This is a genomic window from Cellvibrio sp. pealriver, from assembly GCF_001183545.1.
In the GTDB taxonomy this organism is placed as follows: Bacteria; Pseudomonadota; Gammaproteobacteria; order Pseudomonadales; family Cellvibrionaceae; genus Cellvibrio.
Genome location: NZ_KQ236688.1, coordinates 620,721 through 634,984, shown reverse-complemented (window position 1 = coordinate 634,984; position 14,264 = coordinate 620,721). Strand labels below are relative to the sequence as shown.

Annotated in this window: 8 protein-coding genes; 2 read left to right on the top strand and 6 right to left on the bottom strand. The window is 45.9% G+C overall.

Features of this window, described 5'->3' with window-relative positions:
* Positions 1 to 12: 12 nt before the first annotated feature.
* The gene (locus tag VC28_RS02600; protein ID WP_049629276.1) at positions 13 to 618 is read left to right on the top strand and encodes a DUF1287 domain-containing protein; all 606 of its coding nucleotides are present in this window, start codon (positions 13 to 15) and stop codon (positions 616 to 618) included.
* Here the strand turns inward: VC28_RS02600 and VC28_RS02595 are convergent.
* The 5 genes from VC28_RS02595 to VC28_RS02575 form a co-directional block, all read right to left on the bottom strand.
* Positions 587 to 1,603 carry an alpha/beta hydrolase gene (locus VC28_RS02595; RefSeq protein WP_049629275.1) on the bottom strand — a complete coding sequence of 339 codons (1,017 nt, stop codon included), beginning with the start codon at positions 1,601 to 1,603 and terminating at the stop codon, positions 587 to 589. The genes VC28_RS02600 and VC28_RS02595 overlap by 32 nt on opposite strands.
* A gap of 149 nt (positions 1,604 to 1,752) precedes the next feature.
* Positions 1,753 to 3,351, bottom strand: a complete 1,599-nt coding sequence (gene aceF, locus VC28_RS02590; protein WP_049629274.1) for a dihydrolipoyllysine-residue acetyltransferase — start codon at positions 3,349 to 3,351, stop codon at positions 1,753 to 1,755.
* A 91-nt stretch (positions 3,352 to 3,442) separates the two neighbouring features.
* Positions 3,443 to 6,094, bottom strand: a complete 2,652-nt coding sequence (gene aceE / locus VC28_RS02585; RefSeq protein ID WP_049629273.1) for a pyruvate dehydrogenase (acetyl-transferring), homodimeric type — start codon at positions 6,092 to 6,094, stop codon at positions 3,443 to 3,445.
* A 451-nt stretch (positions 6,095 to 6,545) separates the two neighbouring features.
* A complete protein-coding gene (locus VC28_RS02580; RefSeq protein ID WP_053094146.1) occupies positions 6,546 to 9,476 on the bottom strand; it encodes an insulinase family protein in 2,931 nt (976 codons plus the stop codon).
* Between the two features lie 69 nt (positions 9,477 to 9,545).
* Positions 9,546 to 9,815 carry a sulfurtransferase TusA family protein gene (locus tag VC28_RS02575; protein ID WP_082191377.1) on the bottom strand — a complete coding sequence of 90 codons (270 nt, stop codon included), beginning with the start codon at positions 9,813 to 9,815 and terminating at the stop codon, positions 9,546 to 9,548.
* A 230-nt stretch (positions 9,816 to 10,045) separates the two neighbouring features.
* Between VC28_RS02575 and VC28_RS02570 the strand changes: the two genes are divergently transcribed.
* Positions 10,046 to 11,530, top strand: a complete 1,485-nt coding sequence (locus tag VC28_RS02570; protein WP_053094145.1) for a M48 family metalloprotease — start codon at positions 10,046 to 10,048, stop codon at positions 11,528 to 11,530.
* Positions 11,531 to 11,534: 4 nt separating this feature from the next.
* On the opposite strand, the gene VC28_RS02565 is transcribed toward VC28_RS02570, so the two are convergent.
* Entirely contained in the window at positions 11,535 to 14,102 is a 2,568-nt protein-coding gene (locus VC28_RS02565; protein ID WP_082191376.1) for a sensor domain-containing protein, read from the bottom strand.
* Positions 14,103 to 14,264 lie beyond the last annotated feature (162 nt).

Sequence of the window (14,264 nt, the reverse complement as noted above, 5' to 3'; positions counted from 1 at the left end):
GGACTATTGGTGATGAGGAGAATTATTTTTTTACGGCCAACATTGTTATTCGCTTTTGCAATCAACTTTGCACACGCAGATGATATTACCCAGCAAAAACAGCAGGCATTCATTGATGCCGCTTTAGCGCAGACCAAAACAGCAGTTACCTATAACGGGGCTTACTTTAAAATTGCCTACCCAATGGGTGACATACCCGCTGAATATGGCGTTTGTACTGATGTGATCATACGAGCTTATCGTCAAATAGGCATCGATTTGCAGCAGCGGGTACATGAAGACATGCGCGATTATTTTTCAGCATACCCCGCTAAACGCAATTGGGGCCAAACCAAAACAGACAGGAATATTGATCACCGCCGCGTACCTAACTTACAAACATTTTTTACCCGTCACGGCAAAAAACTCACTACATCCAACAATCCTATTGATTATCACCCCGGAGATCTTGTTACCTGGATGCTCCCTGGCAACCTGCCGCACATAGGCATAGTGAGCAATCAATTATCCGCCGAGGGCCGTAGATTAATTATTCATAACATTGGTGCCGGCCCACAACTTGAAGACATGTTATTTAGCTATCCAATTACCGGTCACTATCGCTACGCACCACCTTGAATTGTTCATCCAAAAAATGAACAACCGCATCAACTGATGGTTGCAACCAAGGATCGAATAACCAGAAAGAATGCGGCGTGTCAGGAATTTGTACAATCTGATAAGGAATCCCTAGTGGTTTCATTTTTGCAGTCTTTTCTTTATGCCCAACACTAAAACGCGCTTGGGCACTGATCAAAAATAAAATGGGGGGCGTATTTTTATTCACGTAAAAAATTGGCGATGCCTCATGCCACAACTCCATTTTTTCTGCATATCGTCCACCAAACCATGCTCCGGCGGCGGAAGGATTTTTGCGTGGATCATCTTCATAGAAACGCGCCGTTTCTGAAGTGAAATCGGATAGCCCATCAATATTAATAATGGCTTGTACAGAACTGGAAATACGCGACGACTTCGCTTGTGGGTCAAATGTGACAAGATCACCTGTAACCCCTGTCAGACTGGCAATTTGGCCTCCAGCAGACCCACCTGCGATTGCAATTTGCTCTGGATGCACACCATATTTTTTAGCATAGGTTCGCAGCCAGCGAATTGCCGCTTTTGTATCGTGAATAGCCGCAGGATATTTCGCCTCTGGCGACAAGCGATAACTCATCGTTGCAGCCACATATCCCCGATCAGCCATCGCAATAGCGAATGCTGTGAAATTTGTTCGATATCCCGCGCGCCACCCTCCGCCATGAACAAATAATACAGCGGGAAGATTTTGTTGCTGTATGCGTTTGGGCAAATACATATCCAGTTGCAACGCGCGCTGTCCATATCGCACATAGGTAATGTTTTTTATCTCACGCACTGATGCAGGAACATTACGATTAGCGATACTAATAAACGGATACTGACCAATCAGCTTTTGATAAGTAGCTTCAGGTGTGTAGGTGTTGGAAGGATCATCAAACGTGGTAACTGATTGGCACCCGGCAACAGTGAGGGCCAATAAAAGACAACAAGCCACACGCAAAAAATAACTAATAATACGCATAGATAACCACTCAGCGGTAAATTGAGGTTACCGAAATTTGTGCCGCTTTGAAAAATCACTTTTATTAGTTTTATTAGTGGTAAGCGAAAAAATAATCAAAACAAAAAGGCCAGCAATTGCTGGCCTTTTTGATTAACACACCACAAACATTACAACAATAAACGGCGTAAATCGCCAATCACAGAAACCAAATATGTCATAAAGCGACCAGCATCCGCGCCATTTACAGCACGGTGATCGTATGACAGTGACAAGGGCAACATGTTACGCGGAATAAATTCCTTACCATTCCATACCGGTTTCATTTGCGCGCGTGATACACCCAAAATACCCACTTCAGTTGGTGCAGATACCATTGGTGTAAAGCCGTTACCACCCATAGCGCCCAAACTGGAAATCGTGAAGCAACCGCCCTGCATTTCTGCTGGTGTTAATTTGCCATCACGCGCTTTTTTAGCGAGCACATTAATTTCATCGGCTAGCTCGAATAAACCTTTCTTATCGGCATTACGCACAACAGGAACCAACAGACCATTTGGTGTATCTACCGCTATACCAATGTGTACAAATTTCTTGTGCACAATGCTTTCGCCATCTTGATGCATAGATACATTAAACGAAGGTTCAGCAACCAAAGCTGCAGCAACTGCTTTTACGATAAAAGGCAATGGAGTCAATTTGCTGCCACGCTTTTCCGCTTCTGCTTTCATGCTGTTACGGAAAGCTTCAAGATCAGTGATATCGGCATCATCAAATTGGGTAATACGAGGAACATTCAACCAGCTGCGCGTCATTGCTTCGGCAGTCAGCTTCTTGATTTTGCTCATCTTAACTATTTCGATTTCACCAAACTTGGAGTAATCGATCACTGGCAGAGCTGGAATACCAGAACCACCAACAGAAGCACCAGATTGTGCAGCTTGTACGATAGGTTTCACATAAGAGCGGATGTCATCTTTTTGCAGACGACCACGCGGGCCAGTGCCAGACACTTTGCCCATATCAACACCGAGTTGACGAGCAAGTTTACGCACTGCGGGGCCAGCGTACACATCACCAGTTTGTTCGACTTCTGCAGCAGGTGCAGGAGCAGCTTTCGGAGCTTCTGCTTTGGGTGCGGGTGCTGCTTCAACTTTTTGCGCTGAGGCTGCTTCAGTTTTTGCAGGTACGGCGGCTGGTGCGGCACCACCAGCGGTAGCCAATACACCGATGACAGAACCTTGGGATAACTTGTCACCTACTTTTACTGCCAAGCTAATAATTTTACCGGCCGCTTCCGCGGGGATTTCCATCGAAGCTTTATCAGTTTCCAGTACAATTAACGAATCACCAGCGGCAATTTCATCGCCAACTTTCACGGAAATCTCGATGACTTCAACGCCTTCTGCACCACCGATATCAGGAACTACCATATTGATTTCAGTACTGGCCGCAGGAGCCGCAGCAACAGGCGCTGAAGCTGCCGGAGCTGCAACTTGAGGTGCAGCCACTGGCTCTGGCGCAGCTGCACCTTCCGCCTCTACCTCCAACAACAAAGCATCCTGAGAGACTTTGTCACCTACATTCACTTTAATAGCGACAACTTTACCTGCTTTATCGGCGGGGATTTCCATTGAAGCCTTGTCAGTTTCAAGTACGACAATTGAATCGCCTTCGGCAATGACATCGCCCACTTTTACGGAGATTTCAATTACTTCAACGCCTTCTGCGCCGCCAATATCAGGCACTTTAATAGTTTGAATTGCCACTGTAGTTCCTCGCTAATCGGTTATTTCTACATTTGATAAATGTTTTGAAGAGTACAAACAACATCGCCCTCTTTGTGAGAGGGCGATGGTTTTATACGCTCATTGGATCCGCTTTTTCCGGATCAATACCAAACTTCTTGATGGCTTTGGCAACCACATCGGCTTTGATTTTGCCTTGGTCTGCCAAAGATTTGAGTGCTGCAATTACCACGAAGTAACGGTTTACTTCGAAGAAATGACGCAACTGGGTACGGGTATCACTGCGACCGAAACCTTCTGTTCCCAATACAGTGTAATCGCCGGGAATATAAGCGCGCAGCTGTTCTGAGTATGTTTTGAGGTTGTCAGTAGAGATGATGAACGGACCTTCTGCTGCTTCCAGCACTTGAGTAATGTAAGGCTTACGCGGAGCTGCTGTTGGGTTCAGCATATTCCAGCGAGTAGCGCGCTGACCATCGCGGGTCAGTTCATTCACACTGGTTACGCTCCATACATCCGCTTCAACATCAAATTCGCTGCGCAGAATTTCTGCAGCAAAACGCACTTCGCGCAGAATAGTACCAGCCCCCATCAACTGAACACGGTTTTTGGCTTTGCCAGTACCTTTCTCCAATTGGTAGATGCCCTTGATGATGCCTTCCTCGGCACCTTCAGGCATGTCTGGATGCTGATAGTTTTCGTTCATCAATGAAACGTAATAGAACACGTTTTCATTGTCGTGATACATGCGTTTAATACCGTCTTGAATGATTACAGCCAACTCGTAAGCATAAGTTGGATCATAAGAGCGACAGTTCGGAATGGTATTGGCAAATACATGGCTGTGACCATCCTGATGCTGCAAACCTTCCCCATTTAATGTGGTACGTCCAGCCGTAGCGCCCATCAGGAAACCACGTGCTTGCGAATCGCCTGCAGCCCATGCCAAGTCACCAATACGCTGGAACCCGAACATGGAGTAGTAGATGTAGAAAGGAATCATCGGTTTTCTGTAATTGCTGTAAGCCGTAGCCGCTGCAATCCAGGAAGCCATGGAGCCCGCTTCATTAATGCCCTCCTCAAGGATCTGGCCAGTGGCAGATTCATGATAGGACATCATCTGGCCGGCATCGTGAGGCACATATTTCTGGCCTTCGGAAGAATAGATGCCTACAGTTTTAAACATCCCTTCCATACCGAAGGTACGAGCTTCGTCGGGAACAATCGGTACAATTTGCTTGCCGATGTTTTTATCTTTTACCAAGGAAGACAGGATACGTACGAAACTCATGGTAGTAGAGATTTCACGCTCACCTGTGCTCTTCAATTGGGCTGCAAAGGCATCCAGAGCAGGTACCAACAAAGGATCAAAACTCGCATTACGCGAAGGTAGGTACCCTTTCAATACCTGGCGGCGCGCCCTCATATATTGCATTTCCGGACTATCTTCTGCCGGACGGTAATAGGGCAAATTGGGCAGGTCTTCATCACTTATCGGCAACTCGAAACGGTCGCGGAACTTTTTAAGATCTTCAATTACCAGACTTTTAACCGAGTGAGTCTTATTGATTGCCTCACCTGATGATCCCATACCATAACCTTTGACGGTCTGGGCAAGAATAACCGTTGGTTTGCCCTTGGTATTAGTGGCTTGGTAATAGGCGTTGTACACTTTATGTGAATCGTGACCACCACGCGCCAGCGCCATGATATCGTCATCACTCATGTCACTCACTAACTCAAGCAACTCAGGATATTTACCAAAGAAGTGTTCTCGGGTGTAGGCACCACCGTTGGCTTTATAATTTTGCATTTCGCCATCAACTACTTCATCCATCCGCTTTTGCAGAAGGCCAGTTTTGTCTTTGGCAAGTAACTTGTCCCAGCCACGGCCCCACAGAACTTTGATCACGTTCCAGCCTGCGCCACGGAAAACACCTTCCAGTTCCTGGACAATTTTGCCATTACCACGCACCGGACCATCCAAGCGCTGCAAGTTACAGTTGATCACAAAAATCAGATTGTCCAGCTTTTCGCGAGCAGCCAAGGAAATAGCACCCAAGCTTTCTGGTTCGTCACATTCACCATCACCCAGGAACGCCCATACTTTCCGATCAGTTACGGGAATCAAACCACGCGCTTCCATATAACGGTTGAAACGCGCTTGATAGATGGATTTGATTGGCCCCAAGCCCATAGATACAGTCGGGAATTGCCAGTAATCAGGCATTAACCAAGGATGCGGATAAGAAGACAAGCCACCGCCATTCACTTCGCGACGGAAGTTGTCGAGGTGTGACTCATTTAAACGCCCCTCTACATAAGAGCGAGCATACATACCTGGAGAGACATGCCCCTGAAAGTAAATCAGGTCACCAGGAGTGTCGCCATCATTACCGCGGAAAAAGTGGTTAAAACCCACATCATACAAGGTGGCAGAAGATGCAAACGACGCGATATGACCACCGAGACCTTCGTCGTTGTCATTAGCTTTCATCACCATTGCCATAGCATTCCAACGGATGATTGAGCGGATTTTGCGCTCAAGCGCCACATCACCAGGAGAGGTGATTTCTTTATCGGTAGGGATAGAATTTCGATAGGGGGTCTGGATAGATGAAGGCTGTTCAATGCCATGGTTAACGGCAGACTCGGACAGGGCTTTTAGCAGCTCGGCTGCGCGGTCTTTGCCAGCGTGGCGAACGACGGACTTAAGGGCGTCCAGCCACTCTTTGGTTTCAATGGCATCGATATCTTGTAGCATTCAAATCTCCTCAGCTATGCGCAAGGCGCACATCACGTAGCAGTAGTCTCTAAATACAGGAATTTGGATCTGGCTTCGCACAAAATTTGCGCACACCGGGTAAATGTGCAGAATTTTCATGGAGTTACAGGAGGAATATTCCTTTTACTTGTGTAAAAAATCCCCGAATTCTTGCATAAATGGGAATTTTTTACCAGCCCTAGCCAATACGGTAACACTCTGGAGGGGCACAGTTTTAGTGCGAAAATTGTCGGACAAAGCGCCTTAATTGCATGCGTGCTTATCAAAGAGGTCTGGTCGCAACAGGGTTGGCATTATTACCCAAACTTTTACTATTCACCAAGCAAATATCAGTAAAAAAACTGATAATTTTCTTTTTCTTTGCACCAAAAAATAGCAGAAATTTACTTACTGAAGTACACGCGATTCATTTAACTAAAAAGAAGTTAACTCAAGGCGATATTACGACCTGCATTTGCTGTTTATGAACCAACAAATCATCAACATGAAAAAAATTTTCACTTTTTTCATAAGTGTCAGATGTCAACCATAAGCGGCGATTTTTATTCATGAAGACTTCGCGAAAATAATCATGGAGAGACTCAGGTGTAATGCGCGCAACCGCCTCCGCCAAATCCAACCGGCGGGAAAAATGTTCATTATAATCCACAATCGAGCTCCAATAACGTTCACCTTGTTCTTTTAAGGAACGTGCAGGTTCGCGTAATTTTTTAATTAATGACTGTTGATTATTTACGAAATTTTCATTTAACGCTGGCAACGCTTCATCTAAAAATAAGTCGATTTCATGAATGAGAGCACCTTCATTTGCGGTTGGTGACTGCACCACAAACAATGTACCCTCAAGTTGTGCGATAGGCGATGCGATTACCGCCGTTACATACCCCAACTGTTTTTCTGTGCGCAACTGATGATAAAACGCTGGCTGTAACAACTGCCGCGCCAACATCATATGAGCGGCAGCATCAATCGAAACAGATGGATTCATAATTAATAATTCCACCGCACTATCATCATGCATTAAAGAATGCCTATAAAGCCAAGGTTTTTCAGACCCTTGAGGCAACAATAACACTTTTGAGGCCGGGAGATTACGCCCAGTCTGACGATTTAATAATTCGTGTTCGACCAGCACTGCAAGCTTTAAAGCTTCTGCACGAAAATAATTACCATAAAATAGCGCATCTATTTTTGCATCAATTAATTGTCGTACAACAAATTGATGGAATTGATCGAAGGTTTTATTCTTTAATGCATCAATTAACTGCGCATTGCTCCATGCAGGATCAGATTGCAGCACAGCAACCTGGCTCGCGAGCACTTGATAGGGCAGGTTTTTATTTTGGTTGCGCCAACCACGCAATAGATTTTCCTTGAGCAGATTAAATCGCTCTTCTTTAAAACGGCTAACGCGCATACCCTCCATCAACTTGTTTAACAACAATCCTTGCCTACTGGAATAACCGAAGACACTGATTTCGTAACCACGCGCATTGGCAACAATAGAATGATCAATTCCAGCCAAGCGAGCAGAATACGAAAACTCATTCATTTGATCACCAAGTAAAGCAGCAAACAATTGTGCCTGTGCAGCCCCCTCTGCACTGGCGGCAATTAAAGGAGATTGAATGCGAAAATTCACAAGTGCACGAGGCTGCGCAAACTGTTGATCTTGTGCAAACCAGGCACGCATATTTTTATTGGCAAGAATGAGTTGAGGCTTGGAACCAAGCGTGATTTCTTCATCTAACAACGATCCCGATTTAACTATTAATCGCTTTGGAATAAATACATTTTTTCCAGGCAGAAAGAGTTCTTTTCTTACCGCAGGCTTCAAATCCAGCAATTCAGGGATGCTTGCTCTGACACTAAATGGAACAGAGTAAAGTGTGCTTATTCGATACGGCTCAGCTTCTGGCGCCGTAAGTACTAACAACATATTTTCACTGTTCAAATGAGATAACGCTTTTTTTATCAAGCGCTCATCGTAAGCGCTATACAAATAGGGACCGCGCAAAATATCTTTTGGTGCATAAAATTTCATTGACTGCGCCAGCATACTGACAGTTTGCATAGGTGCATTTTTTTCGAGAAACCGAAACCCCAAATCACCGAGTTGTTGCAGCTCTGTGTAACGCCACACATTTAAGCCACGGCTTTCAATCTGTCCCAGACAATAAAACACCAATGACACAATTTGGTTGCGTGCACGCACACCTTGTGGAGTCAATTGGATCGACAGCTGAAAAAGAGCATCGTTACGACTTTGAAAACCAGTACCCGCATAAATATTCTCCGCCCACCCCAGCCGCTTTAACAAGGACAGCAAACTGCCCTCACCTTCATGCCCAAGCATATGAGCAATAAAGGCATAGGGTTTTTTCTGATAAAACTGCTCAGGGTTTGGAATAGGAAAATTAAAAGTCAGCTTGCGAAGCTCTTTTTCTGGTTTGATTTCTACACTAACGGGCAAGCTTTTCCCTGCGAATAAAGAAGGGTAACTTGATGGAATATTAATATCACGCCGGGGAATAGCTGAAAAATGTTTACGTGCACTGGCTTCAAGACTATCTAAACTATCACGCCCCATTATCACCACGTTCATCAAATGCGATGAGTAGTATTGCTGATAAAAAGCAACCATATCCTCGCGAACTGGACGCCCTTCTCGATCAGCCAATGTCATTAAATTACCAACCGAAAATTTAGCGCTTGGATGATCAGGATTAAACAATTCGCGATAGACGTCTTTCTCTCTCCGACCATCATCTTTCAATTTGGCCAGATATTCTGAATGCACCGCATTACGTTCGCGTTCAACATATTCCGGATTAAATAAAGGTGAAATGAAAAATTGAGCAAAACGATCCAGTGCAACATCAAGTTGATCATTGTCAATTTCAAAAAAATAATTGGTATTTTCGGCAGCGGTATAAGCATTAAATTTACCCCCGTGCTGGGAAATAAACTTTTGATACTCACCTGCTTGTGGATATTTTTCTGTACCTAAAAACAACATATGCTCAAGAAAATGAGCGAGACCGGCGCGATCTACCGGATTTTGGTTAGCGCCAACATTAACATCTAATGCAGCAGCCGATTTTTCAGTAGACGGATCAGAAATAAGCAGCACTCCAAGCTGATTTTCTAATGTTAAATAACGATAATTTCGCTTGTCATTTTCACTTTTGATCACACCATTATTGGTATGCAGGTCAATTGTTGCGTTGAAGATAGAATTCGTGTCGATAGTTGAAGGATTATCCTGGGCGGACAATAAGGGACTTGCGAATAGCAAAAAGACTGCGGCCAGCCAGCACACATGTAAATCCAGATGTAATCTGCAACCCAATTTCACCATAACACACTCACTTAGCTATCAGCGTCCTGTAAAAAACGCAGATTGCAAAAAACGCAAATTGATTAAACGTTACGCCGGGTTTGCCGCCGGTTTTTTGAGCAAATAACAGTAAGTGCCGCCCTTCTCGGCGAAGGCCAACAATGAATGTCCGCTCAATTGGGCATAGGCCTGAAAATCACGCACCGAACCCGCATCCGTCGTCAATACACGCAACACTTCCTCGGGGTTCATATCGCGCAATACCAGCTTTGCTTTTAATAAGGGTAACGGGCAGCGTAAGCCACAAGCATCCAGCTCGCGTGCGGCGACGTAGGTGAAGCAATCGATTATTTCACTCAAAGTTTTTCCTGGCACTCAACAATGGATTTCACTCAAAAATCCGATAGGTTGACCTTTCAGCACAGAGTTTATTCGTACGGAGACAGAACTGAGACCAGTGCTTGTGGTCATAAAAAGTTGCTAACCTAGTCTTTAAGCGTCAAAAAGGCTAGAGTGATGCCCTATTTTTTTGCCGCCTACCACTTAATACGCAGGTCATATGCGGGTTCCAGCAGGAGTCATTGAGTACCGTGCCCAAGCTTTTTTACCGTCGATTCTTCCTCTTTAATCTCCAGTTTCTAGCAGCTGCTGGCTTTACCCTATTACTGATTGCCCTGTTGGCTACCAATCCATACAAGAGTCAGGCTGAAATAGAGCTGCCCAATTTGGGCGATACAAGTTCGGTGATGATTTCACCCGTGCAGGAGAAAATCCTGGGGCAGCGCTGGCTCAGAGCCTACCGGAGCCAAGTCCCGACATCATCAGATCCGCTGATCATCGACTATCTGGAGCAACTATTCGGGCGCTTGTTACCGTATAGCCAGCTTGACGATAAACGGATAGATCTGGTTGTCGTCGAAAATAACACGCTTAACGCTTTTGCGGTACCCGGCAACGTGATTGGTGTACATACAGGCCTGTTGATGTACGCAAAGACCGAAAACCAGCTTGCAGCCGTGCTAAGCCATGAAATGGGGCACTTGAGCCAACGCCACTATGCACGCCGACTTGAGCAACAAAAGAAAATGATGATGCCGATGCTCGCTGGCATGCTGGCCGGACTGGTTCTGGCAGCTAACAGCGATAGTGATGCGGGCATGGCAGCAATCATGGGAACCCAGGCTGCAGCTCAGCAAGCGTCTCTGGCATTTAGCCGTCAAAATGAGCAAGAAGCGGATCGTATTGGTATGCAAACCATGGTGCAGGCTGGACTTGACCCTCATGCTGCAGCAGATATGTTTGAAGAAATGGTACGCGCCAATAGGCTTAATCGCAGACCACCCGAATACTTACTAACCCACCCGGTGAGTGAAACCCGCGTGGCTGATGCCCGCAACCGCGCCATGCAATATGAGCGCAAACCAGTGGAAGACAACCTTGAGTTTCAATTGATGCGAAGCCGCGTCCGGGTGGATGCAGAAGAAACCCCCCAAATTGCTGCGCGCATGTTTAAAAGTGAGCTGGATAAAGAGAGCGCATATCCTGATGCGAGTCGGTACGGCTGGGCATTGGCATTGATGGAGTCCAGCCAATTTGATGCTGCACGCGATGCTCTTGCGCCGCTATTGGAAAAAGACCCAACTCGCATTACCTATCAAATCATGCGTGCCGACATCGAAATTGCCGCCGAGCGTTACAAAGCTGGCCTGGATATTATTGAAGCGCAATTGAAACAACATCCCGATAGTTATCCACTGATCATTCGCCACGCTGAAGCGCTGATGAAAGCAGGTATTTACCAACAATGCGCTGACATTCTGGATCGCTATTCGCGCAAGCGCAGCAACGATGATTACGTGTGGTATTTACTGGCAGAGGTAAACGGTTTGGCCGGAAATATCCTGGGAGTGCACGAAGCACGTGCCGAATACTTTATTTTGAATGGTGTTTATGACCGTGCCCAAATCCAATTGCGCAATGCATTGAAATTAACCCAGGGGAATCAGTACCGCACAGCGTTATTGGAAGAGCGTTTGAAGTATGTAGAAGAACACATGCGCAACGGCGGTTTTTAATTTATCAAGACGGCTGCTTGATCCAACCCGATTCAACAATCCATTCATCGGCATTTAACGCAGCCATAGGGCGGCCGATGAAATATCCCTGCGCCTCATCGCACCCCATTTCACTCAAGCGAGTTAATAACGCTTCGTTTTCCACACCTTCAGCCACAACGGTTAACCCAAGGTTGTGCGCGAGATTGATCGTGGAATTGACGATAACCTCATCTTGCAAATCTTCCAGCATATTACGCACGAATGAGTTATCGATCTTTAACGTTTGTACTGGTAAACGCTTGAGATAAGCCAGCGATGAATACCCGGTACCAAAATCGTCAATCGATAGATGCACGCCCAATTCATGCAACGCATCCAGATTTCGTAGTGCGCGTGTAGGATCAGTCATGATAGAGCTTTCGGTAATTTCCAACTCCAAACGCGCAGCGGGTAACTGATATTTTATTAACAAGCGCTCAACCAATTTGGGAATGTTGTCATCCATTAAATTACGCGCCGATAAATTCACTGCCACACTCAGTGTCATTCCCTGATCTTGCCAACGTCGGCATTGCTCTATGGCTTTTTCCAATACCCAGGCAGTGAGTTGATGGATCAGGCTGGTTAATTCTGCAATTGGAATAAAATCCCCGGGAGGCACAAAGCCCAACTCCGGATGTATCCAGCGAATTAATGCTTCAAACCCATAGCAACGTTTTTCATCCAAACAAACTTTTGGCTGGTAATACAAACACAATTGATTCTCGCGGATCGCGCGCCCTAATTCGCTCACAATAGCAAGGCGTTTGGCGGAGTGAGGATCATATTCCGGGCTATAAATTGACAAGCCAAGCATCTGGCTTTTGGCGTAATACATGGCGATATCCGCATAGCGCATAAGGCCATGATGATCCTGTGCTTGCTGGGGCGATATTGCAATACCGATACTTGCAGAAATTTGTGTGGTGAATCCATCAAGATCGAATTCCTGCGCAAGTGCATCAAGCAAACGATGGCCAAATACAACGGCTTGATGCGTACTGCGGATACGCGGCAAAAACACCGCAAATTCATCGCCCCCCAAACGCGCCACAGTACCTGGAACCTCTGCCATCTCATGTGCTAACCGCGGGCCAATCAAACGTAACAATTGATCACCCACATTGTGCCCTAGGGTGTCGTTGATTTCTTTGAAACGATCAAGATCAATCAATAACAGCGCACTGATTTGATCACTGCTGCGCTGCTCAAAGCAGGTTTCCATGTCGAAATATAATTTTTCACGATTAGGCAGCGACGTGAGCGAGTCATGGAAGGATTGATAGCGTAATTTTTCTTCGTAACGTCGGCGTGCGGTAATATCTTTTGTGGTTCCCCACACACGCTTGAGCAAGCCCTCTTCTACAATACCCGTACAGCAAATTTGAAAATAAAAATTTTTCCCGCGTGGATCTTGGCGCACTATATCGTGATCAATCATTTCATATTGATTATTCACAAAATAATCAATATCGAACACATAATTGGTTGAGCCGCTTTCAACCAACCCCATACCCAAAATATCGTCCAATGATTGGGCACCCAGCATACTCAACAGAACTTTGTTCGCTTCTACCAAACGCGCACTGCGGGCAATCCGCTTGACTTGTTCTTCCAATTCCAACGTAACTGGCACTGGCGGCTGCATGTCGTAACACCATATAGCTTCGGAGCTGTTGGTGATAAATGCCTTGTAGCTCGCCTCACTTTCTTGCAACGCATCACGCGCGCTTTTTTCGCGTGATAAATCTTGAAGCTGCACCAGTACGCGCTCGGTATTTCCTTGAGCGTCACGGATGGGTAAAAAATTTGCGCGGAAGTATAAATTTTTATCGCAAATAAACCGGCTGCGATGGATGTTCCCCAGCGAATAATTCATTTCAATGGTTTGGATTTTGCCTGAGTCATAAACTGCTCGAATCGCCTCGCTCAGTTCGGTGTCGGCACAGACGCGTTTATCACGCAAAATAGAATAAAAGCCAGCTGCACTCTCAGCTTGCCTATGGGACAGATGAAACAGGCGCTCCATAGACTGGTTCATATGCAGAAGAATACCGTGCTTGTCGGTAATCAAACTGGGGATAGGACTTTCTGCAAACAATCCGGATAATAACTGCAATGCATATTCATCACCCGGACTTGCCAGCCAATGACGAGCGCTGACGACCAATCCTGAAAAACGGCGGCCGGAGATATCTGCTCCCGTTTGCAAACGCCCAATAAAGCGTACACGCGGCTCGCCTTCGATACCCGCCAATCTGACATCACAGGAACGCAAACGCTCAGTATCCTGATCCTGAGGATCGAGATTAAACGCTTGAAAAAATAGATATTTATCTGTTTTGGACAGCAGCGCTAAAAAATCAGGAAGCCGCTCAATCCCAGCCAGGGTTACAGAAAGAGACTCTGCGAATTCAGGGCAGAGACATAACTCACCACTGATGACATCCATGTTCCAGGAAGCAATGCCCGATGCATCCAGCGCCTTGTCAATAGCCAAGTCGCCGGGCGAATATCCCATTGAATTTCCCGCAAAACTGGAATCTTGCATAGTGAATAAAACTGCCCTGCACCCAAAAAAGACTTATCAAGCTCACAGTGTAGCCAAGAATTTTCCTGATGCGCGCCCCGTGGGTAATAGGTCACACCAATTGTGACAAATGTGAAACTGTGCGCCATTTGCCAACGCAAATTGCGCCGGATAAATGGCTTT